Genomic DNA, 21,466 nt, shown 5'->3' with positions numbered 1-21,466 from the left:
CAAACAGACCATGCGAACGCGCTGGCCGCTGTACCTGACCTCAGTACTGCTGGCCAATGCGTTCGGTGCGGTGCTGGTGTGGGCGTTCATCCAGTATGGTCTGCCGGTTCCCGAGGGTCGTCAGGGCGGGGTGCGGGAGGCGGGTCTGCTCGCGCCGGTCGTCGTGTTCGGTGCCGCCGCCGTGCTCAGCATCATCGCGGCCGCCATCATGTTGCGTCCGGTGATGCGGTGGCAGATGCGCGGTGGTCCGCCGAGCAGGCGCGAGCAGATGGCCGCGCTGCACGTGCCGTTGCGGCAGTCGATCGTGCACCTGGTGCTGTGGATCATCGGCGGTGCCATCCTGGCCGCGCTCATCATCGCCGAGTCGCCGGAGTTGGCGGGGGCGGTGATCGTCACCGAGTGTATGGCCGCGACCATCGTGTTCGGGTTCACCTACATGCTCGGCGAACGCATTCTGCGCCCGGTGGCGGCCGAGGCGCTCACCGAGGGCACCTTCGACCACACCCTCACCCCCGGCGTCGGCACGCGCATGGCGATGACCTGGGGAATGGGCACCTTCGCGCCGACCATCGCGATCGTGCTGCTGTGCGTCACCCAGATCTCCTCGGATGTGAAGTTCTCGGCGAAATCGCTGGCGATCTCCATCCTGCTGCTGTGTGGTGTGGTGATCCTGCAGGCACTGGCGCTGTCGATGCTCACCGGCTCGTCGATCTCCGACCCGGTTCGTCAGCTGTCCCAAGCCATCAACAGGGTGCAGGCGGGCGCGCGCGATGTGCAGGTCGAGGTGTACGACGGCAGCGAGATCGGCCTGCTGCAGGTCGGTTTCAACCGAATGATGGAGGAGGCGGCCAAACGCCGCAAACTGCAGGAACTGTTCGGTCAGCACGTCGGTGAGGAAGTCGCGCAGCGCGCGCTGGACTACGGGACCGAGCTGGGCGGTGAGACGCGCTTCGTCGCGGTGCTTTTCGTCGACATGGTCGGCTCGACCGCCGCCGCGGCCGAACGCCCGCCCACCGAGGTGGTGAGCCTGCTCAACGAGTTCTTCCGGGTGGTGGTCGACGTGATCGACCGCCACCACGGCTTCGTCAACAAGTTCGTCGGCGACGCCGCCCTCGCCATCTTCGGCGCGCCGCTGGACCGCCCCGACGCACCGGCCGCCGCCCTGGCCGCCGCCCGCGAGCTGCGCGAGGCGCTGCGCGAGGTGACCACCCTCGATGTCGGGATCGGCGTGTCTGCGGGGCTGGCGGTCGCGGGCAATATCGGCGCGGCGAATCGTTTCGAATACACCGTGATCGGCGACCCCGTCAACGAGGCGTCGCGGCTCACCGAACTGGCCAAAGAGCACCCCGGCCGCGTTCTCGCTTCGGGTAGCGCGCTGTACTTCGCCTCGGAAAGCGAGCAAGACCATTGGGAGACCGGCGACGAGGTCCAGCTGCGTGGCAGACGCAGGAAAACCCGCCTGGCCTGGCCGAAACCGGTGGCGCACCCGCCCGGCGCGGACCAGGGAGAACAGGCGCGTTCGCTAGGCTGACACGGTGACGGCCGACGGCGACCTAGCAGGCGATTCCGCCGCGCATCCCGTCGTGCGCCGACCGAACCGTTTCCGGTGGGTGAAATGGGTGCTCGGCGCGATCCTGCTCGCCCTGCTGATCGGTGAGGGCGTGTATCTGTGGCCCCGCCTGCACGAATCGTGGCGCACGCTCACCGAGATCCACTGGGGCTGGGTGGTGCTGTGCGTATTCGCCCAGGCCGTGTCGATGAGCGGATTCGGGCGGGTGCAGAAGCAGCTGCTGCACGCGGGTGGGGTCGACGTGAGTCAGGGCAAGTCGGTGTCGGTGGTGTACGGCGCCACCGCCATGTCGTTGACATTGCCCGCGGGTCAGGTGTTCTCCACCGCCTTCACCTACCGGCAGACCCGGCGCTGGGGCGCCAGCCCGATCGTGGCGTCCTGGCAACTGGTGTTCTCCGGTGTGGTCGCCGCCGCCGGGCTCGCGCTGCTCGGTATCGCCGGTGCCGCTCTCGTCGGCCAGGGCATCGGGGTGAAGCTGATCGCCACCCTGGTGCTGCTCGCTCTGGTGCTGGTCGCGGGCAACTATCTGGCCCGGCATCCCGGCACGCTCGAGGCGATGCTGCGCCGGGTGCTCGCCCTGGTGAACCGATTACGGAAGAAGCCCGCCGATCACGGCATCGCCACCCTGGCCGAGATCCGGGCGCAGCTGGAATCGGTGGACCTGGGCAAACGCGACGGTGCGCTGGTCGGGGTGTGGGCCCTGGTGCACCGGTTCGCCGACGTGGCCTGTCTCGGCGCGGCTTGTTACGCCATTGGTGCCGATCCCAAATTGTCCGGCCTGCTCATCGCGTTCGCGGCCGGTAAGGCGGTCGGTTCGATCCCGTTCGCGCCGGGCGGCATCGTCTATGTGGACGCCACCCTCATCTACGGCCTCACCGCGGGCGCGGGACTGCCCGCCGCGCAGGCGGTGGCGGCCGCGTTCGTGTACCGGTTCGTGAGTTTCATCCTGGTCGCGATCGTCGGATGGATCGTTTTCGCGTTCCTCTTCCGCACCAAGCAGGCCGACGACGACGAGTACGAGGCCGAGTTCAAACAGCGCCGGATCTAGCGCAGTACGCGCACAGCCGCCCGCCAGCCGAGCAGAAACAGCGCGAGCACCGTGGCCGCAACGATCATGAAGCTCACCGCGGTCCCCTGCCCGCTCACGGCCCGCAACACCATCCCACCGACGAGCGTCGAGGCCCAGATCACGATCCCGCTCGGCCACAACGCCACCGGCTCGAACCGCTTCCCCCGCGCGATCACCCAGGTGATCCCCCAGCCGACGAGCAGCCCGACCACGAACGGCCACGCGGTTCTCGGCAGACCTGCCAGCACGGATTCGTCATGGCTGATCAACCCGAGCGCGGAAAAAATGATGACGAGCAGGGCGTCGACAACGGCAGGCGCAAACCTCTTCACACCGAGCAGCCTAGTTGTGGGCCGTTCAGGCTTCGGGGGTGGCCAGAGACTTCAGGAGGACGGCGGCCAGGCGGGAGGTGGCGTCGCCGCTGTCGACGTCGGCGATGTGGACCGCGAAGGCGAGGTCGCCCATCGTGGCGAGCAGCCAGCCGTCGCTACCGCCGGTCGCGGCGAACGCGGTGACATCGCGGAAGCCGCGCAGCGCGGCGGTTTCCGGCTTGCCGATGCCCTCGTGCATCATCGCCCGCAACCGGTCGACGGCGGGTTGGGGCAGGGCCGGGATCGGGTTGTCGACCGTGCCGGGTCTGCCCGCTTCGATCATCGGCGCGGCCACCTCACCGCGGGCGATCGCGGCGGCGGCCAGCGCCATGCCGAACGGGCTGGCAAGTACCGCGTCCGAACCCGCGCCCTGGCGGACCTGTTCGGTGCTGCGCCCGGGCGCGGCGATTCGTCCGGTGACCTCGTCGAGCCCGGCCACCTTGAAGTCGACGCCTACGCCGAGCGCTGCGGCGGCTTCCGACATCTCCTGCACCGACACATCCTGGGGCGCTTTGTTCTTCGCCGCGGCGGCCACGGCCCGGAACAACTCCATGGTGCCGCCCGCCGGGAACAGCCCGGTGAACGCGATGGGCCCCTTCTCGGTGGCGTAACTGTTCTGCGCGACCGCGACGACCGCACCGGTCGACGGCTGGATCGCCACCACCGAGGCGGGCGTGCCGACGCTGACCACCGCGTCCTCGGCGGCGCGTTGCAGGCGCTGGTCCATGGTCGCGGCGATATCGGGACCGGCGGGCCCCTGGTACCCGGCCACCTGGTTGACGAACCGTCCGTCGGCCTCGAAGATCTGCACACCCCAGCCCGCGGTGGCCTCCAGGCTGGCCTTCCACACCTCGCGCAGCGAGTCGAGCATCGGCGACCAGGTGCGGCGGTCGGCGGAGATCAGTTTCGGCTGCTTCTCCATCACCACGCCCGGCACCTTGGCCATTCTCGGTTCGAGGATGGCGAAGTCGCCTTCGCGCAGGTTCACCGCGACCACCGGCTTGCCCTGCGATGCCGCCAACTGGTCCATCAGGTAAGGGCCGGTGATGAGGGGGGCGACGGGTTCGATGGCGTCGGCGAGCGCGTTGGTCGAGGCGACGAGGTCACCGGTGCGCGCGGGGTCGATCTTGATGACATTGATGGTCTGCTCGGTCATCAACGGCTCACCAGCCAGGTCGACCACCCGAGGCGGCGGTTCGGCGGTGGTCCGGACGAGTTTCACGGTCCGGTTACCGGCCAACTGCGGCATCACCACCGAGGGATCCCAGGTGATCCGCCAACCGATGGCGAGCTTGCGGACCGTGCCCTGCAGCGTGTAGCTCCAGTCCTTGTTCTCGCCGAAGTTCCAGGCCACATCCATGCTGAAGATGGCCGACTGCGCGTCGAGATCGATGACCTGGGTCTTCTCGTAGTCGACGGTGCCGGACCGCAGCCCCTCGAACATTTGCTTGATGGTTGCCGAAGCGGCAGCGGGGTACGAGGTCAGATCGGCGGCTTTGGTGTAGTTCTGCTCGTCGAGCAGATCGGTGAACCGCTGCACCACGGTCTCCGACTCGCTCGTCTTCCCACCCACGCCACACGAGCACAGAGCCATTGCGAGGGTCGCAACCCCCGCGATCGCCATTGCGCCCCGGACGCGAAAGCGGCGGGATCCCCACACATCCATATCGCCCACTCTTCACTCTTGCCACTCCGGTAACAAAACAACCGTACCGGAAGTTGACCCGTCTCCGATGCCCCGGTAAACGGGACGCTACCCGACCTCAGCACCTCGATTGTGCCCGAACTCCGACCCCGTGAGGGGGTGATTTCGAACCTCGCCCTGCCAGTGGCAACAACTGGCGGGCTTACCGTACCGGGCGGCCCGCACACTTGCGTGTATCTCGCATCGTCTGGCGATTCACAGCGAGAGTACCCACCCCCGCCGACAACCAATCGCCCGCCACCGGACGCCCGATTTCCCGTTCACCCTCGGCGCAATCGCGAATGAGTATTTCGGCGTAATCTTGTAATCACCGCAATACATGCGCTCTCCGACAGCAGGTGATCATCATGCGCAACGCCCATCGCGAACGTGGATTCGGCCGCCCCGGCGGCTGGCAACAGGCCGACCTTCCCGACGCGGCCGACGCCGCCGACTGGTTCGCCGGGCGATTGCCCGCCGACTGGTTCACCGGCCCACCCGAACTCGAGATCGACCGCGACGAGATCGTCGTCGTCGGCGAACTCCCCGATCCCGGCGACGGGGAGGCACCCGCCTCGGCTGCCACTCGCGAAGGGGCGCTCGCCCGCTTCCGCGAGTCGACGCGCCCGGCGCGCATGCGCATCGCCGACGAGGCGCAGCACCGGTACCGGCGCAGCGTGGCCTGGGGCGTGCGGGTCAACGGTGAACGAATCCTGTTCACCCACTTGGCCGTTCCAGTGATGACGCGCCTGCGTCAGCCCGAACGCCAAGTGCTCGACACGCTGATCGATGCCGGTGTCGCCCGTTCCCGCGCCGACGCGCTGGCCTGGACGGTGAAGTTGGCGGGCAAGCACGCCGAGAGCTGGTTGGCCGAATTGCGCGAAGCCATGCGCAAAGTGGACGACCTGCGCGCCGAAGGCCCAACCGGCCTCTAGGTCGGTGGGCGCGGCGACGGGCTAGGCTCGGGCCATGGAGACGTCCGTGCAGGCCACCGGTCCGATTCTCGTGCTGAACGGGCCGAACCTGAACATGCTCGGCACCCGTCAACCGCAGATCTACGGCTCCGACACCCTCGACGACGTGGTCGCCCTCTGCGAACGCACGGCGGCCCGGTTCGGGCGCGAGGTGGTGGCATTCCAGTCCAATCACGAAGGCGCGCTGATCGATCGGATCCACCAGGCGCGTGGTGTGGCGTCGGCCATCGTGGTCAATCCCGGTGGCCTCACCCACACCTCGGTCGCCCTGCGCGACGCCCTGGTGATCCCCGAGGTGCCGATCGTCGAGGTGCACATCAGCAATGTGCACGCTCGCGAGGAGTTCCGGCACCACTCCTTCGTCTCCCCCATCGCCACCGCGGTCATCGCGGGCCTCGGCATCCAGGGTTACGCGGCGGCGATCGAGTACCTCGGTACGCGGGTCTAGGCGAGGCGGAAGACGGGGAAGCCCGGCGCGATCGCGGCGAGCTCCTCGTCGGTGGAGTCCTTGCCGACACCCTCGAAGAAGGCGCCGACCTCCCAGCCGAATTTCTTCAGGTACAGGCGCAGCACCGGCACTTTGTCCGCGTCGGGAACCTCGGTGGCCGTGAAGGTTTCGACCTTGCGACCGAGCCGCAGTTCGCCCCCGCCCGCGACGCGCATGTTGCGCACCCACTGGGTGTGCCCGCGCGGGGCGACCAGATAGCGGGTGCCGTCGGTGCCGGTGAGCACGTTCACCATCGTGGTGCGCCACTCGCCGCTGGTGCGGCCGCGCACGGCCAGCAGCCGCGAGCCCATGATGCTGATGCCGAGTTTCGGCAACCAATTGACGACTCCGAGCAGTTTTGCCTCGATGCCCGAGGGCGCCAGATAGCGGCGACTCGCGTTCTCCATGCCCTCAGCATCTCAGCCGTCGAGCCACCGCGAACACCGAGATCCTTTTTGACCGATTTCGCGAAAGCATTGCCGCGATGAGATGTAGTACATATGCTACATATCATCGAAGGTTGATGACTGGGAGGAATCATGACTTCGGGCAACGGCGTCGTTCTCGACGTTCAGCAGCTGCGGATGCGCTACGACGAGGCAGATGTGCTGCACGACGTGACATTTCAGGCAGCGCGTGGGGAGGTGCTCGTGATGCTCGGGCCGAACGGCGCGGGCAAAACCACCACGATCGAGATCCTCGAGGGGTTCCGCAGGAGGTCGGCCGGTCGGGTCGAGGTGCTGGGGACTGATCCCGAACATGGTGACGAGCACTGGCGGTCCCGCGTTGGCGTGGTGTTGCAGTCCTGGCGCGACCACGCCAAATGGCGTGTGCGCGAGCTACTTCAGCACCTGGGCACCTACTACCGCCCCTATGCCACGGCGAAGATCCAACGGCCGTGGGACACCGACGAACTCATCGAACTCGTCGGCCTCACCGAACAGGCGGGCGCGAAGATCGCCACCCTCTCGGGTGGGCAGCGACGCAGGCTCGACGTGGCCATCGGCATCGTCGGCAGGCCGGAACTGCTGTTCATGGACGAGCCGACCGCCGGGTTCGACCCCGCCGCGCGCCGCGATTTCCACGATCTGGTGCACCGACTGGCCGACCTGGAGGACACGACGGTCCTGCTCACCACCCACGATCTGGACGAGGCGGAGAAGCTGGCCGACCGCATCCTGATCCTGGCGGGCGGGCGGGTGATCGCCGACGGGTCACCCGACGCGCTGGCCCGCTCCATCGCGGGGGAAGCACAGGTGAGCTGGACCGTCGACGAGCAGCGGTTCGTCCACACCACCACCGAGTCGACCAAGTTCGTGCACGAGCTGTTCACCCAGCACGGCACCGACATCGCCGACCTCGAGGTGCGCCGCGCCTCGCTGGAAGACACGTATATGACCCTGGTCCGGCGCGCCGAGTCGGGCGAGGCCGTCCACACCCTCACGGAGGTGACCCGATGAACACCGCCCTGCGCGCCGGTTTCACCCGCGGCCTGATCGAACTGCGTCAGGTCTACACCAACGCTCCCGACCTCGTCGGCCAATTCCTCACCCCGGCAATCACTCTCGGTGTGCTGTTCCTGCTGCGCGAGCGCGACTACGGCGACACCGGGCTCGGCATCGCGGCACTCGCGGTGCCCGGCCTGCTCGGCAGCATCATCGCGTTCAACGGGATGTACGCCATCCTCAATGTGCTCGTGCTCGACCGCGAGGACGGCACGCTGCTGCGCGCCAAGGCGGTGCCAAAGGGGATGGTCGGCTACTTCGTCGGCAAAATCGTGAGCACAACGGGGGCGGTGGTGGCCCAGGTGGTTATCGTGCTCGGTGTGGGAATGGCGATCATCGGCGGCTCCTCGTTGAGCGGACCCGGTGCGGTGGCGACCTTCGTGTGGGTGCTGGCGCTGGGTCTGCTCGCCGTGCTGCCGTTGGGGGCGATCCTCGGCAGTGTGCTCGACACCCGGTCGGCGTTTCTGCTGACCATGCCGCTGATGGGCCTCATCGCGATCTCGGGGATCTTCTACCCGATCACCGCCCTGCCGGGCTGGTTGCAGGTGGTCGGCCAACTGTTCCCGATGTACTGGCTCGGCCTCGGCATGCGCTCGGCGCTGCTGCCGGGTGAGGCGGTCACCATCGAACTCGACCAGTCCTGGCGGCATCTGGAAACCGTTGGCGTACTGGGTGTCTGGGCGGTCGTCGGGCTGGCCCTCGCGCCACTGGTACTGCGCCGGATGGCCGCGCACGAATCGGGCGCGACCATGGCGACGCGACGGGAAAAGGCGATGCAGCGTGCCTTCTGAGGTCATCTACAACCGCATCGCGATGCTGCGCGCCGAGCGTGGCATCTCGCGGCGGGACCTCGCCGAGGCGCTCGGCGTGCACTACCAGACCATCGGCTACCTCGAACGCGGTGAGTACAGCCCGAGTCTGCACCTCGCGCTGCGTATCGCGGCCTATTTCGAGGTGGCGGTCGAGGTGGTCTTCGCCGTCGAGCCCTTCCCGCGACTCGGCGCCGAAACCGGTTAGTACGAGGCGAAACCGTCCGGCAGCGCGCCGGACGGTTTCCGCTGCTGTGTCAGGAGTTCGCGCCGCGCATCAACTCATAGGTCGACACCGGCTTGCCCGCGGCCTCGCTGGCGGCGACGGCCTTGCGCCAGAACGACTGTGCCAGGTGCGAGAACCCCGCGTCGACACCGACCTCCTCGCTGGCATCGATGATGTGCTGCGCGCCCGCGTCCATCATCTTCAGGCTGGCCAGGTCGGCCCAACCACCGTTCTGGTTGGCCACCGAGAACTGCTCCATGAAGTACGGGAAGGCCTCGCTGGCGCGCACCGCGAACGGAACGAACTCGGCGATGTCGTGGCCGGACTTCGCGATCACCGCGGTGGCCTGGTCGAAGGCCAGCAGCCAGGGGTGGAAGATCACGAGCAACGCCTGGTAGAAGACCTGCGCGAGGCCGTCGTCGGCGCCGAGGTACTCCTGCGGGCTCAGCGGACGCAGCAGTTCGGCGTGTGCCTGGAACACCGCCTCGGGCCCGCTGTAGAAGATGTAGGACGCGGGATGGGCGATATTGTCACCTGCCGACATCACGCCGCCCGAGAAGAATTCGGCGCCACGCTCGCGCACCCACTTCGCGCCCGCCCGTGCCTTCTCCGGCGAATCGGAGGACAGGTTGGCGATCACCTTGCCGGGCAGGTGGTCGACGGCCTGGCCGAGCACGTCGTACATGGCGTCGTAGTGGGTGAGACTGAGCACCGACACCTCGTTGGCGTCGAGCGCCTCGGCGACGGTCTCGGCTCGCTTGGCGCCGAGCGCGACCATGGCGTCGACCTTGGCGGTGCTGCGGTTCCACACCGTCACCTCGATGTCGGCCGCCAGGAAGGCCTTGACCATGGACTGACCCATCGGGCCGAGGCCGAGAACGGAAACTGATCGGGTACTCATGGTGTAGCCCTTCGCTTTGTCGAGACTGATTGGTTCGGCGCCGGTTTCCATGGTGTCGGTGTCGACGACGTGCGGGAAGACCGCACGTGGCGGTGCGGTTGCTTACCTAGAGGTTCGAAATACGGTCAGAAGGGCGCGCGAACGATGAGTAGTGACGTAGATCACCAGGTGTGTGGCATGAGCCTGGCCATCGACGTGGTCGGCGGCAAATGGAAACTGCACCTGATGTGGGTTCTCGGCGAGGGGCCGCAGCGGTTCGGCAACATCCGGCGGCTGCTCGCGGGGGTGAGCGAGAAGGTGCTCACCGAGAACCTGCGCCATCTCGAGGCTGCCGGGGTGGTGCGGCGCGAGATCTTCCCGGAGATCCCGCCGCGCGTCGAATACTCGCTGACCCCCCTCGGCGAGACCCTGCGCGACGCACTCGCCCCGCTGGAGGCCTGGGGCGACCGGCATCGCGCCGTGCTGGTGTGACGCCGAGGGCAGGTGGCGCGGGGTTCGGCTACAGGTGTTCGCGGGCGATGCGCTCGCCGATGCGCTCGAGCAGTTCCCCGGCGGTCAGCATCGACCGCGCCGCGTCCGGTTCCAGCTCGCTGAGCGGGTAGCAGGCGGCGAACCCCGCCGCGTGGATCTCGCCCGGCGACAGCATCGTTCGGCCCACCGCCGCCACCACCGGCACCCGCGCCGCCTTGGCCGCCGCCGCGACGCCGACGGGCGCCTTGCCGCGCATGCTCTGGTGATCGAGCGACCCCTCACCCGTCACCACCAGCGTCGCCCCCTCGACCAGCGCGGTGAACTCGAGCAGCTCGAGCAGCACGTCGATGCCGCTGCGTACCTCGGCGCCGAGGACCGCGAGCGCACCGAAACCGGTGCCGCCCGCCGCTCCGGCCCCACCGATCTCGGCGTAGCCGGTGCCGAGAACGGCGGCCCAATTGGTGAGTGCCGCTTCGAGTTCCACCATCATGCGCCGGTCGGCGCCCTTCTGCGGCGAATACACCGCCACCGCACCGGCCGGTCCGAGCAGCGGGTTGTCGACATCGCAGGCCAGGGTGAACCGGGCCCGCGCGACGGCCGGATGCAACCGCGACCGGTCGACCGCCTGCACCCGGTTCAGCAGGGCGACGACATCCATCGCGGTGCCGTCCAATTCGTCGTCGTGCTCGTCGAGCAGGCGCAGACCGAGCGCGCGCAGGAACCCCGATCCGCCATCGGTCGACGCACTCCCGCCGAGCCCGAGCACGATCTCGCGGGCGCCCGCGTCCAGCGCGTGCGCCACCACCACGCCGAGTCCGAAGGTGTCGGCCCGCAGGGGCTCGGGCCTGCCGCCGGGAAGTTTCACCAGCCCGACCGCCGCCGCCAACTCCACCACCGCGGTCTCGTCGCGCATCGCGTACACCGCCCGCGAGGGCTCACCCGTCGGCCCCGGCGCGTCGATCTCCACCCGTTGCCACCCGGCCGTCGCGAAGGCCTCGACCATGCCGTCCCCACCGTCGGCCACCGGCACCGCCCGCACATCGGCGCCCGGCGCCCGCCGCCTGATCCCCGCTCCCAGCGCGGCAGCCACCTCGGGCGCGGTCAACGAGCCCTTGAACTTGTCAGGGGCGAGCACCACACGAGGACCACTCATCCCGACATTCTCCGGCCGATCGCCCGAACCCGCCAGAAGTGTTTTCGGAGTCGGCCGACCCTGTAGCTTCTACACATGGTGACCGAGGTCCGCGAAAATACCGCGCTGGAGCGGTTCGAACTCCTCTCCGACGGGACCCCCGCCGGGTATATCGAATACCAGGACACCGGTGCCGAACGCGCGCTCGTCCACACCGAGATCTTCCCGCGGTTCCAGGGGCGCGGGCTGGCGAACACATTGGTCGAGGCCGCGCTGGACACCAGCCGTAAGGCGGGGTTCGAGGTGCTGCCGATGTGTTCGATGGTTCAGCATTTCATCACCGAGAATCCCCGCTACATCGCCCTGGTCCCGCAGCAGTCCAGGGCGATGTTCGGCCTGCCTCAATAGGCGGCGACGGCGCCGTCCACGGCCGCTTGCAGTTCGTCTTTGACCAGGCGCGCGATGTCGCCGGGTCGCGGGGGTAGCTCCAGCACGGGCTGGCGGAAGTAGAAGCTCGACGACACCACCTCGTCGACGCCGGGTTCGATCGCGTCGGCGGGACGTGGGCCGTAGCTCAGGCCGATGGCGACCAGCACCGGCGGCGCGTCCAGTTTGGCGGCACGGAAGGCGATGTGCCCGATCCCGCTGCCGACCGGTTGCACCGTCGTGTGGTCGACCAGGTTGCAGGTGCCCTCGGGGAAGACCGCCAGGTGGTCACCGTCGGCCAGGCGCTGAGCGCACACGTCCATCATGCGCTGACCGGCCGCGTTCACCGCGCGGATGCCGTGGTCCTTGCCTCGGAACACCGGAATGCCGCCCATCATGTCGACCTTGCGGCGCTGTTCGGGGTCGACGAACAGTTCGTCCTTGGCCAGCACCCGCACCCGACCGATCTTGGCGCGCAGCGGGGATCGCCAGGCCGCGGCGGCGACGGTGTACGGGTCGCTCGTGGACAGGTGGTTGATGGCGTAGATGATCGGCCGCTTGCCGCGCACCAGCGCGGCGACCTGCGCCTTGGCGCCCTCGGCGTAGCTGATCCTCGGCCGGAACCGCCGGGCGAGCACCGCGTAGGAGGCCAGCGCCTTCCACCGGTTCTGCCGATGTCGCAGGTAGTAGTCGTACACGGCGTCGCTGTCGTCGAGCAGGACTTCGGGCGTGTGCATGCCGCGACCCTACCGGCCTTCACTCGGCCGGTCGGGGGAAGAAATTTCCGGTGCCCGCCCGATCGAGGGGAGCGCAAGACACCGATCCAATGCGATGATGGGCCGGTGGCACGCGGAGACGACCCGGACGAACGCCGGACTCGCGACGGGCACGGCGACGACCGGCGGCGCGGACAGCTCGGTGCCCGCATCCGTGCCGGTAACCTGCTGGTGTCCGCGATCGACCTGGTAGAACCCACTTTTCGACGGACAGTCGTGTACGTCATCGAACACAACGACGCGGGCAGCCTCGGCGTGGTGCTGAACCGCCCCAGCGAGACCCCGGTGCGCGATGTGCTGCCGCTGTGGGCGGATCTGGTCGCCGAGCCGACGGAGCTCTACATCGGCGGACCCGTGAAACGCGACGCCGCGCTGTGCCTCGGCGTGCTGCGTATCGGCGCCGAGATCGGCGAGGTACGCGGGCTGCGCCGGGTGGACGGACGGGTGGTGCTGGTCGATCTGGACGCCGATCCCGACGAGGTGGCGCCCCTGGTGGAGAGCATCCGCGTGTTCGCCGGGTACGCGGGCTGGTCGATGGGTCAGCTCGAGGGCGAACTCGACAACGACGACTGGGTGGTGGTGTCGGCCTTGCCGTCGGACCCGATCGCCACCGATCGCCACGACCTGTGGGCGGCGGTGTTGCGGCGTCAGCCGTTGCCGTTGTCCCTGCTGGCCACCCACCCGATCGAACTCGAACGCAACTGACCCCGTCCGCCGCACCGACGCAGACCGGCACCCCTCCCGCACCGGGCAGCCGGTCCTGGTCGCGGACACGTGGAAGTCCGGCCGCCCTGGGTGAGCGGCCGGACCTCGCACGACTCAGCGAGTCTGCTTGCGGAAGATGGACTTCGACCAGAGGAAGCCGCCGCCCGCGATGACGGCACACCAGGCCAGCGACACCCAACCGTTCACCCCGATCTCGGTGCCCATCAGCAGCCCCCGCAGGGTCTCGGTGATGGGCGTGAAAGGCTGGTACTCGGCGAACTGACGCAGGCCGACCGGCATGGTGTCGGTGGCGACGAGACCGCTGCCGAGAAACGGCATCATGACGATGGGAAACGGTGCGTTGCTTGCGCTTTCGGCATTCGGCGACAGCAGGCCGAGGGCGATGGCGAGCCAGACGAAAGCGAAGGTCACCAAGGCGAGCAAGCCGAAGGCCGCCACCCACTCCACCACGTCGGCGTCGGGCCGGAAGCCGATGAGCAGAGCGACACCGGTCATCACCGTGATTCCCGCCATCGCCTGGATGAGCGCGCCAAGCACATGCCCGGTGAGCATGGAGGACTGCGAAATCGCCATCACCCGAAAGCGGTTCACGATGCCCTTACTCGCGTCGGTGGCTATCGACACCGCCACCGACACGGTCATGTAGGCGGGCAGCAACAACAGCATGCCGGGCGCGAGATAGTCGATGTACTCACCGCCGGAGGACTTTTCGAGCGCGCCACCGAAGACGTAGTTGAACACCAGCAGCAGCACGATCGGCATGATGATGATGCTGAAGGTCATGCTCGGGTAGCGCTTGGCATGAGTGATGTTGCGGCGCAACATCGTCATGGTGTCGGCGAACGAATGATCGCGCCGAACAGTCTTGGTGGTCATCGCACGGTCTCCTGGGTGGTCGGCTTGCCGGTGAGGGTGAGGAATACGTCGTCGAGATTCGGCGTGTGCACCGAGATACCACCCGCCTCGATGCGATGGGCGTCGAGGACGTCGAGCACGGCGCGCAGCGACCGCACACCACCGTCTCCCGGCACGGCGAGGGTGAGGCCGTCGCTGCCTTCGAGCACCTGCGCCGAGGACCCGAGGGCGGACCGGGCGGCGTCGAGGCGCGCGTGGTCGGCGAAGTCGATGCGGATGTGTCCGCCGGGGATGAGCCGTTTGAGTTCGGCCGCGGTGCCCTCGGCGACGATGCGGCCCTGGTCGAGCACCGCGATGCGGTCGGCGAGCTGATCGGCTTCCTCCAGATACTGGGTGGTGAGGAAGACGGTGACGCCGAGATCGTCGACGAGTGTGCGGATGATGTCCCAGATCGACCGGCGGCTGCGCGGATCGAGGCCGGTGGTCGGCTCGTCCAGGAAGATGACGCGCGGGTCGCCGACAAGGGTCATGGCCAGGTCGAGCCTGCGGGTCATGCCGCCGGAGTAGGTGCTCGCGGGCTTGTCACCGGCCTCGACGAGATCGAAGCGTTCCAGCAGCTCCGTGGCCAGAGCGCGGATCTCCTTCTTCGGGAGATGGTTGAGGGCGCCCATGAGCTCGAGGTTCTCGCGGCCGGTGAGCAGTTCGTCGACGGCGGCGAACTGTCCGGTGACGCCGATGAGTTCGCGTACGTCGTCCACCTCGGCGCTCGCGTCGTGGCCGCCGACCCTGATCTCCCCGGCATCGGCGCCGATCAGCGTGGTGAGGATCTGCACGGTAGTGGTCTTGCCCGCGCCGTTGGGGCCGAGCAGCGAGAAGATCGTGCCCTCGGCGACGGTGAGGTCGATGCCGTCGAGAACCGCGTGGTCGCCGTAGGCCTTGCGCAGGCCGCGGGCGGTGATGGCCGGATGGACCATGGTCGTCCCTTTCCAGAGAATAGCATTCATTGGTGCGAATAAGTGCATGTTTTAGCCACACCACCCCCTCGGGGCCGCGGTGTCGGTGAGAGTTGTTGCCGGGCGCTAGATGTCGAGGTCTTCGATGCGCGGGTGCGCGGTGACCTCTTCGACCTTGCGGTACAGATTGTCGGGAATGCGGTCCCGCAGATCCTTCAGGTCGTCGAGGATCTCGTACTCGTAGTCGCCCCAGTCGGTGGCCTGGTCGCCGATGCCGAGCAGGCGCCGCCAGTTCTTCCAGTCCTTGAGGTCACCGAGGTCGTCGGCGGGGTAGTCCTTCCAGTTCGCGGTATGGGTGGCGAGCACGAACTTGCCCTTGCGGCTGCGATACACCTGCTGGCGCAGCGACCGCTTGTCGGTCATGTCGCGCCATTCACCCAGCAGCACGCCCTGGAAACGCACCTGCCGCACGCCGTCACGACCCACCCGGAGGACGATCTCGTCGAATCCGGCCAGCCGCCCCTCCTCCGTTTCGATGAGCTTGCGCAGCGCGCCGACCACCGTGCTGGAGAGGTTGCCGCCGACGAGCTCCTGCGCCCGCTGGAAGACCGGCAGATCGTCGTCGGCTACGTAGATCGTCTTGTTGGGCATGAACTCAATATACATAGATGTATACGTACACACAAGGGCTGGTATTCACCCACCCTCTGAACTCGGCTTCGGCACGCCTCGTAATCCCAGGTGACGGCGGTGATCACCGCCGTGGATCGCGTGGGGACAAGGAGTTGCCGATGCCGGAGCGAGTGGTGGACTACCTGGTGCGGGCGGTGGCCGACCGGGGCATCGGGCAGATCTTCGGCGTCGACGGCGCCAATATCGAAGACCTCTACGACGCGATCTTCGACGCGGGCGGCCGTCCGGCGGGGATCATCGCCAAACACGAGTTCTCGGCGGCGACCATGGCCGACGGGTACGCGCGCAGCACCGGTGGACTCGGGGTCGTCGCGGCCACGTCGGGCGGCGGGGCGCTGAATCTCGTTGCCGGGCTCGCCGAATCGTTCACGTCACGGGTGCCGGTGCTCGCGTTGGTCGGTCAGCCGCCGACGACTCTCGACGGCCTCGGCGCGTTCCAGGATTCGAGCGGGCTGGCCGAATCGCTCGACGCCGCGGCCTTGTTCGCGACCGTCAGCCGGTATTGCGCCCGGGTCACCGATCCGGCCGAAGTACCAGGACAGTTCGCCGACGCCGTCGCGGCGGCCGAACGTGGTGGGCCCGCGGTATTGCTGCTGCCCAAGGACATTCAGCAGCAGGCGATGCCGGAGTGGTGCGCGACAGGTCGGGTCGATCCCGGTCGAGCTGGCGATGCCCACACCATGGCCGCTCCGCGCCCCGACAGTCGCGGGTTGCCGAGCGCCGCCGCGACCCCCCAGGTCGACCGGCCCGACGAGCTCGCCGAGCCTCCGGCCGACCCCACCGAGACCGCCGAGCTCACCGAGCTCACCGCTGAACTTGCCGCCGCCCGCCGGACCGGGAAGGTCGTCGTGATCGCTGGCGATCAGGTCGCCCGGGACAATGCCCGGACCGAACTCGCGACCCTGGTCGCGGCCCTCGACGCCTCGATCGGCGTGGCGCCCGACGCGAAGGACGTGTACGCCGACACCGGCCCCGGCTTCTGCGGCGTCGCGGGCAGCATGGGTCACGCCGACCTGCGCGAGGCGCTGGAATCGGCGAGTGCCTGCCTGCTGGTCGGCACCCGCCTCCCGGTCACCGCCCGCGCGGGCCTCGACCACGCCCTCGCCGGGCTACCCCTGCTCAGCGTCGGCGCACTGCCCCCCTACCTGCCCGCTACGCACGCGACGAGCACCGACCTCGCGACCGCGCTGACTGTCCTGCGGTCCGAGCACCCCGGGGTCGGCCAGGGGTACACGTCCGAACCCCGCAACACCGACCTCGCGACCTTCCTGGCCCGACAGCCCGAGCAACCGACGGTCGGCCAGGGTTCCGCACACCCCGAACCGCACAACACCGACCTCACCTTCATGTCCGTCCCGGCCGCCGACGGGCCGGGCTTGCGTTACCGCACGGTCGTGGAGGCGATTCAGCGTGAATTGCCCGACGGCGCCGACATTTTCGCCGACGCGGGTAACACCGGCGCCTCGGTGGTGCATTACCTCCGGGTGCCCGAGGGTGGACGATTCGTCGTCGCGCTCGGCATGGGTGGCATGGGTTACGCGTTCGGTGCCGGAATCGGTTCCGCGTTCGCCCGCGGCGCCGCCAACCGCACCGTTGTGATCGCCGGTGACGGGTCGTTCTTCATGCACGGCATGGAGATCCACACCGCCGTCGAATACGACCTGCCGATCACCTTCGTGGTGTTCAACAACAACGCGCACGCCATGTGCGTCACCCGTGAACAGATCTATTACCGAGATCGATACAGCTTCAACCGATTCCGCCCCACCCACCTCGGTGCCGGTATCGCCGCCATGTTCCCCGGACTACCCGCGTACACCGTCGACGACCCCGCCGAACTCGACACCACCCTGGGGCACTGCCTGACCACCGACGGACCGTCGTTCGTCGAAATCCTCTGCGACCCCGACGAAATCCCGCCGTTCCTGCCCTTCCTTTCCTGAACATCGAGGAGAACACCGTGACAACAAGTGCCCTGCCCGCCCTGAGCGACATTCCCGACCAGGTGGTGCCCGGCGTGCTGCGCATCGAGAATTCCGATCGCGAGGCCACTACGCCGATCATCATGGACATGCTGCGTTCGGTGTACCCGCACGAGCAGATCTTCGGCGACTACTGCCCGGTCCAGACCTATATCGACGCGCCGCCGCGCGCGGTCTACGAATATCTCGCCGACACCCGCTCGCTCGAGGAATGGACCTACAGCCTGCGCGGTTTCACCGAGACCGACGAGCCGGGGCTGTGGCTGTCCTACGACCGGCTCGGCGACGCGACCAAGTGTTTCACCCGCACCGTCGCCCATCCCGACGCCATGACCGTCGACTATCACTGCGCGTGGGACCAGTCAGAACACCTGTGGATGATCTACCTGATGCGGGTGGTCGACGCGCAGGTCGTGTTCGACAAGCCCGGTTCGGTGGTGCTGTGGGTGAACTGCAAGCACCCCTTCTACGACGAGAACGGTTATCCCGAGACCGCGCCGCCGAAACGACCGGTGTGGGTCGGGGATTTCTGGGAGATGTTCTCCGCCGGTCACCAGCTGGAGCTGGACAACCTCAAAGCCATTTGTGAATACCGCGCGGCCAACGGGCTGCCGATCAAGCCGGAGTGGATGCAGTGAACATGCCGTCTGTGAGTCTGGTCGACGTCGCGAGTTACCTGCCCGGTGACCCGGTGCCCACCGAATACTTCACCCAGTTCTCCCGTTCGGAGCGGATGGCCAAGAACGTGATGTTCCGTTCGCCCTCGGGCCGCCACCATGTCGGACGCGACGAAACCGCCGTCGACATGGCCGAACGCGCCTTCGACGTGCTGCGCGAGCGCCACGGCGCCGACCTCGCCGCCGAGATCGACATCATCATCACCCACACCCAACTGCCCGACAATCCGGTGCTCGGAGCCGCCCCCGAGCTGGCCCGCAGGCTCGGAGCGCGCCCGGCGCAGGTGCTCGACGTGCACAACAGCGGCTGCGCGGCCTTCGTGCAGATGATGGCCATGGCGCGAATGATGATGGCGACCAGTGACGCGAAGACGGCGCTGATCGTCGCGGTGCAGAATTGCGCGGGCCCGGTGTTCACCCAGCCCGATATCCGCAAGCTCGCCCAGGCACCCGTGCCCGGCGACGGGTGCGGAATCGGTCTGCTGCGCAAGGATGATTCGGCGCCGATCCTGGATATCGAATGCCGCACCTACCCCGAGTTCGCCGGTGACATGGACTTCACAACCAACGGCACCCGCAAATACTGGGAACCCGGCGAGGGCCAGGGATGCGTGAGCTTCTCCGAATCGAAGATCACCAAGGTGTTCGCGCGGGGAAACCGGCTCGTCCCGGAAGTGGCACTCACGGTGTGTGATCGGATCGGGGTGAAGGGTCGCGATATCGACGCCTTCGTCACCAATCAGCCCAATCGGCTGTTCCTGCGCAATTGGCACGATGCGCTGGAATTGCCCGCCGACCGTCATCCGGACACGTTCGACCGGTGCGGAAACCTTTTCGCCGCAGGCATTCCGGTGACACTCGATGTGGAGAACCAGGCCGGACGACTGCGCAACGGGTCGGTGGTTCTGCTGTCGGCATTCGCGCACGCGGGTGATTTCGCCGGGGCCGCGGCGGTGCGGTGGGGTGCGGGGCGATGAGTGTGCGGCTGGTCGAGCCGACCCTTCCCTCGCAACGGTTTCGCGCCGAACCGGCGCCGACCGTCTTCGACCTCGGCCTCAGTGAGAATCCTTTCCCACCGCTGCCTTCCGTGCTCACCGCCGTGAACGCGACTCTGCGCGAGGCGAATCGGTACCCCGAGTTCCTGCCACAGGAACTGCCACGGATCATCGCCACCCATCTCGGGGTCTCCTCCGCCGACGTGGTGGTCGGCGCCGGGGCCACCGGGGTCGCCCTGCAGGTGATGCGTGCCCTCGGCAGCGGTGAACTCGTCACGAGCACACCGACATTCGACGGCTATCCGATCATGGCGGACATGGCCGGGATGACGGTCGTCCCGGTGCCGCTCGACCCGTCCGGCAACCAGGACCTCAGCGCCATGCGGCGCGCCGTGAACCGGCGGACCGCCCTCGTGGTGCTGTGCCGACCGCACAATCCGACCGGGACGGTGCTCGAGGCGGGCGCGGTGCGCAAATTCGTCGCGGCGCTGCCGCAGCGGGTGCCGGTGCTGCTCGACGAGGCCTACGTCGAATTCCTCGCGGCGGGCGACCGGCTCGACCCGCACATGCTGCTGGTCCGGCATCCGAATCTGCTCATCCTTCGCACCTTCTCCAAGGCGTACGGACTGGCGGGATTGCGTATCGGCTACTGCGTCGGGCGCGGCGCGCTCATCGAGCGGGTGCGCGCGCAGCAGTTGCCGTTCGGGGTGGCCACCGCCTCGGTCGCCGCCGTGCGGGCCGCCTACGCGGCCGGTGATGAGCTGAATGAACGGGTCGACCGCATCAACCGCGAGCGCGAGGTGCTGCGGCTGTCGTTGCGGGCGTGCGGGTTCGACATCCCGGAGAGTCACGCGAATTTCCTGTACGTGCCCGGCCCCGGCGTGGCGACCGCGCTGCGCCGGGCCGGGATCGCTGCCAAGGCCTACGCCGACGGCAGTGCCCGCATCGCGGTGGGTGATCCGGTGGCGGGACGCGCCGTGCACGCCGCCCTGGCGGGTTTGCGCGGAGGTGGTTTCATGACGGCATGACCCGCAGGTGCACCCGAGAGTTCGTCCCCAACCCGGCTCCGGCGGTCGGCACCGCCAGCCGCACGCTGCTGCGCCTGCGGTTGGCGGGCCGCGACATCGTCGTCCGCCGCACCCGCATCGTTCCCGGCGGGACCAGCGGCTGGCATTTCCACGACGGGACACTGTTCGTGCTGGTCACCCGGGGTGTGCTCGATCACCCCTACATTGCTCGCGGGCACGCCGAGTACCGCCGGTTCCGGGTGTTCCGGGAGCCGAGCGGGCCGGACAACGCGCACGTCGCCCGCAACAACGGCACCTCCGAGGTCCGTATCCTCGTGCTCTATGTGAACCCGACGGGTGCGCCGCTGTCGCGCCGGGTGCCGCCCCCACCCGGCGCGTGACATCAGCAGCCGCTGCCCCCGCCGCAGCTGCTACTGCTGCCCCCGCCGCAACCACTCGACGAGCTCGACCCCGAATCGCAGCCGCTGCTCCCGGACGAACCACCGTCCGACCAGCCGCCGCTCGAATAGCCGCTGTTGTAAGTCCAGTCGCTACCACTGGACCACGGGTTGTGCCGGTTCCCACGCTGCCGAGGGTCCGGACGGTAGCCCCCGTAGGTCGGCCTCGAGTCGGTGATCGCGCGCACGACAGCGACCAGGATGACGCTCGGCACGACGAACACCATCGCGATGCCGAGCAACGCGATCACGAACGCCAGCACGCCACCGACGATATCGACGAAACTCATGGCTCCTCCTGGTCCGGGATCTGCCTGTCGATCCCGAATCTAGGGGCGCGGCCTTGTGATTCGCTTACCGCGACCTAGCAGCGCCGGTCTTCAGCTGCCACCACCGCAGCCGCCACCACCGCCGCCGCATCCACCGCCGCCACCACCGCCGTCACCGGAGCTACCGCCGTCACCACCCCAGACGAAGAACCCTCCGGCCGACCACCCGCCGCCAGCAGTGCCCGCCGCACCGGCCCGACGTACCGGCGACTTCTTCATCAAGACCTGCTCACGCCGCGACTGAACGATGCCGACGACCAACAGCACCGCCGCGATCACGAACAAGACGATGCCGAGCAGCGGAATGAAGCCGACCGCGACCACCCCGGCGAACGCTACGAGAACAACCACTCCGAAAATCATCATGAACCCCCCGGTAGTACCTACTTC

At 68.0% G+C, this 21,466-nt stretch carries 26 protein-coding genes; 15 read left to right on the top strand and 11 right to left on the bottom strand.

Annotated elements, in window-relative coordinates; translation table 11 throughout:
• Window positions 1–10: 10 nt before the first annotated feature.
• Both NC7_RS03095 and NC7_RS03090 read left to right on the top strand, forming a co-directional pair.
• A complete protein-coding gene (locus NC7_RS03095; RefSeq protein ID WP_174550187.1) occupies window positions 11–1,531 on the top strand; it encodes an adenylate/guanylate cyclase domain-containing protein in 1,521 nt (506 codons plus the stop codon).
• A 4-nt stretch (window positions 1,532–1,535) separates the two neighbouring features.
• Window positions 1,536–2,618, top strand: coding sequence for a lysylphosphatidylglycerol synthase transmembrane domain-containing protein (locus NC7_RS03090; protein WP_067978376.1), 1,083 nt, complete (start codon window positions 1,536–1,538; stop codon window positions 2,616–2,618).
• On the opposite strand, the gene NC7_RS03085 is transcribed toward NC7_RS03090, so the two are convergent.
• Window positions 2,615–2,971, bottom strand: a complete 357-nt coding sequence (locus NC7_RS03085; RefSeq protein WP_067978374.1) for a DUF3054 domain-containing protein — start codon at window positions 2,969–2,971, stop codon at window positions 2,615–2,617. The two genes, NC7_RS03090 and NC7_RS03085, sit on opposite strands and share 4 nt — an antisense overlap.
• A gap of 25 nt (window positions 2,972–2,996) precedes the next feature.
• Entirely contained in the window at window positions 2,997–4,583 is a 1,587-nt protein-coding gene (locus tag NC7_RS03080) for an NTF2-like N-terminal transpeptidase domain-containing protein (RefSeq protein WP_236573154.1), read from the bottom strand.
• Window positions 4,584–5,062: 479 nt separating this feature from the next.
• On the opposite strand from NC7_RS03080, the gene abmR reads away from it, so the two are divergent.
• Both abmR and aroQ read left to right on the top strand, forming a co-directional pair.
• Entirely contained in the window at window positions 5,063–5,629 is a 567-nt protein-coding gene (gene abmR / locus NC7_RS03075; protein ID WP_067978594.1) for an ATP-binding transcription factor AbmR, read from the top strand.
• A 34-nt stretch (window positions 5,630–5,663) separates the two neighbouring features.
• Window positions 5,664–6,116, top strand: coding sequence for a type II 3-dehydroquinate dehydratase (gene aroQ, locus NC7_RS03070; RefSeq protein ID WP_067978370.1), 453 nt, complete (start codon window positions 5,664–5,666; stop codon window positions 6,114–6,116).
• On the opposite strand, the gene NC7_RS03065 is transcribed toward aroQ, so the two are convergent.
• On the bottom strand, window positions 6,113–6,562 hold the full coding sequence (locus tag NC7_RS03065) for a nitroreductase/quinone reductase family protein (protein WP_067978368.1): 450 nt from the start codon (window positions 6,560–6,562) through the stop codon (window positions 6,113–6,115). The two genes, aroQ and NC7_RS03065, sit on opposite strands and share 4 nt — an antisense overlap.
• A gap of 132 nt (window positions 6,563–6,694) precedes the next feature.
• Between NC7_RS03065 and NC7_RS03060 the strand changes: the two genes are divergently transcribed.
• From NC7_RS03060 to NC7_RS03050, 3 genes are read left to right on the top strand one after another with little or no spacing between them, the layout of a single operon-like run.
• The gene (locus NC7_RS03060) at window positions 6,695–7,615 is read left to right on the top strand and encodes an ABC transporter ATP-binding protein (RefSeq protein ID WP_067978366.1); all 921 of its coding nucleotides are present in this window, start codon (window positions 6,695–6,697) and stop codon (window positions 7,613–7,615) included.
• Window positions 7,612–8,451, top strand: a complete 840-nt coding sequence (locus tag NC7_RS03055; protein WP_067978365.1) for an ABC transporter permease — start codon at window positions 7,612–7,614, stop codon at window positions 8,449–8,451. The genes NC7_RS03060 and NC7_RS03055 overlap by 4 nt, the downstream gene beginning before the upstream one ends.
• Window positions 8,441–8,677: a helix-turn-helix transcriptional regulator gene (locus tag NC7_RS03050; protein ID WP_067978364.1), complete on the top strand. Its 237-nt coding sequence runs from the start codon at window positions 8,441–8,443 to the stop codon at window positions 8,675–8,677. The genes NC7_RS03055 and NC7_RS03050 overlap by 11 nt, the downstream gene beginning before the upstream one ends.
• Window positions 8,678–8,726: 49 nt before the next feature.
• Here the strand turns inward: NC7_RS03050 and NC7_RS03045 are convergent, their stop codons facing one another.
• Window positions 8,727–9,596, bottom strand: a complete 870-nt coding sequence (locus NC7_RS03045; protein ID WP_067978592.1) for an NAD(P)-dependent oxidoreductase — start codon at window positions 9,594–9,596, stop codon at window positions 8,727–8,729.
• Between the two features lie 144 nt (window positions 9,597–9,740).
• Between NC7_RS03045 and NC7_RS03040 the strand changes: the two genes are divergently transcribed.
• Window positions 9,741–10,067, top strand: a complete 327-nt coding sequence (locus NC7_RS03040; protein WP_067978362.1) for a winged helix-turn-helix transcriptional regulator — start codon at window positions 9,741–9,743, stop codon at window positions 10,065–10,067.
• A 28-nt stretch (window positions 10,068–10,095) separates the two neighbouring features.
• Here the strand turns inward: NC7_RS03040 and NC7_RS03035 are convergent, their stop codons facing one another.
• Window positions 10,096–11,220, bottom strand: a complete 1,125-nt coding sequence (locus tag NC7_RS03035) for a glycerate kinase (protein ID WP_067978360.1) — start codon at window positions 11,218–11,220, stop codon at window positions 10,096–10,098.
• A 75-nt stretch (window positions 11,221–11,295) separates the two neighbouring features.
• On the opposite strand from NC7_RS03035, the gene NC7_RS03030 reads away from it, so the two are divergent.
• Window positions 11,296–11,607, top strand: a complete 312-nt coding sequence (locus NC7_RS03030) for a GNAT family N-acetyltransferase (protein WP_067978359.1) — start codon at window positions 11,296–11,298, stop codon at window positions 11,605–11,607.
• Here NC7_RS03030 and NC7_RS03025 read toward each other — a convergent pair.
• On the bottom strand, window positions 11,601–12,362 hold the full coding sequence (locus NC7_RS03025) for a lysophospholipid acyltransferase family protein (protein WP_067978357.1): 762 nt from the start codon (window positions 12,360–12,362) through the stop codon (window positions 11,601–11,603). The two genes, NC7_RS03030 and NC7_RS03025, sit on opposite strands and share 7 nt — an antisense overlap.
• Before the next feature lie 105 nt (window positions 12,363–12,467).
• Here NC7_RS03025 and NC7_RS03020 point away from each other — a divergent pair, with 105 nt between their 5' ends.
• Window positions 12,468–13,106, top strand: a complete 639-nt coding sequence (locus NC7_RS03020; RefSeq protein WP_084457870.1) for a YqgE/AlgH family protein — start codon at window positions 12,468–12,470, stop codon at window positions 13,104–13,106.
• Between the two features lie 114 nt (window positions 13,107–13,220).
• On the opposite strand, the gene NC7_RS03015 is transcribed toward NC7_RS03020, so the two are convergent.
• The 3 genes from NC7_RS03015 to NC7_RS03005 all read right to left on the bottom strand — a co-directional run bounded on the left by NC7_RS03015 (window position 13,221) and on the right by NC7_RS03005 (window position 15,586).
• A complete protein-coding gene (locus NC7_RS03015; protein ID WP_067978355.1) occupies window positions 13,221–14,003 on the bottom strand; it encodes an ABC transporter permease in 783 nt (260 codons plus the stop codon).
• Window positions 14,000–14,956, bottom strand: a complete 957-nt coding sequence (locus NC7_RS03010) for an ATP-binding cassette domain-containing protein (protein WP_067978354.1) — start codon at window positions 14,954–14,956, stop codon at window positions 14,000–14,002. Before NC7_RS03010 ends, NC7_RS03015 begins: the two co-directional genes overlap by 4 nt.
• 105 nt (window positions 14,957–15,061) lie before the next feature.
• Window positions 15,062–15,586, bottom strand: coding sequence for an EXLDI protein (locus NC7_RS03005; RefSeq protein ID WP_067978352.1), 525 nt, complete (start codon window positions 15,584–15,586; stop codon window positions 15,062–15,064).
• Between the two features lie 140 nt (window positions 15,587–15,726).
• On the opposite strand from NC7_RS03005, the gene NC7_RS03000 reads away from it, so the two are divergent.
• From NC7_RS03000 to NC7_RS02980, 5 genes are read left to right on the top strand one after another with little or no spacing between them, the layout of a single operon-like run.
• Window positions 15,727–17,571 (top strand): thiamine pyrophosphate-binding protein, encoded by a 1,845-nt coding sequence (locus tag NC7_RS03000; protein WP_067978350.1) that lies wholly within the window; start codon window positions 15,727–15,729, stop codon window positions 17,569–17,571.
• 17 nt (window positions 17,572–17,588) lie between these two features.
• Window positions 17,589–18,248 carry a DUF8713 domain-containing protein gene (locus NC7_RS02995; RefSeq protein ID WP_067978348.1) on the top strand — a complete coding sequence of 220 codons (660 nt, stop codon included), beginning with the start codon at window positions 17,589–17,591 and terminating at the stop codon, window positions 18,246–18,248.
• Window positions 18,249–18,250: 2 nt separating this feature from the next.
• Entirely contained in the window at window positions 18,251–19,264 is a 1,014-nt protein-coding gene (locus tag NC7_RS02990) for a 3-oxoacyl-ACP synthase III family protein (protein WP_067978346.1), read from the top strand.
• On the top strand, window positions 19,261–20,310 hold the full coding sequence (locus NC7_RS02985) for an aminotransferase class I/II-fold pyridoxal phosphate-dependent enzyme (protein ID WP_067978345.1): 1,050 nt from the start codon (window positions 19,261–19,263) through the stop codon (window positions 20,308–20,310). The genes NC7_RS02990 and NC7_RS02985 overlap by 4 nt, the downstream gene beginning before the upstream one ends.
• A complete protein-coding gene (locus NC7_RS02980) occupies window positions 20,307–20,690 on the top strand; it encodes a cupin domain-containing protein (protein WP_067978343.1) in 384 nt (127 codons plus the stop codon). Before NC7_RS02985 ends, NC7_RS02980 begins: the two co-directional genes overlap by 4 nt.
• Window positions 20,691–20,692: 2 nt before the next feature.
• Here the strand turns inward: NC7_RS02980 and NC7_RS29710 are convergent, their stop codons facing one another.
• Both NC7_RS29710 and NC7_RS29465 read right to left on the bottom strand, forming a co-directional pair.
• A complete protein-coding gene (locus NC7_RS29710) occupies window positions 20,693–21,037 on the bottom strand; it encodes a hypothetical protein (RefSeq protein WP_067978342.1) in 345 nt (114 codons plus the stop codon).
• A 90-nt stretch (window positions 21,038–21,127) separates the two neighbouring features.
• A complete protein-coding gene (locus NC7_RS29465; protein ID WP_174550185.1) occupies window positions 21,128–21,427 on the bottom strand; it encodes a hypothetical protein in 300 nt (99 codons plus the stop codon).
• Window positions 21,428–21,466 lie beyond the last annotated feature (39 nt).

It is taken from the genome of Nocardia caishijiensis NBRC 108228, assembly GCF_001612825.1.
In the GTDB taxonomy this organism is placed as follows: domain Bacteria; phylum Actinomycetota; class Actinomycetes; order Mycobacteriales; family Mycobacteriaceae; genus Nocardia; species Nocardia caishijiensis.
Note: the sequence above shows the minus strand (reverse complement) of the source record. Positions and strands in the feature narration are given on the sequence as shown.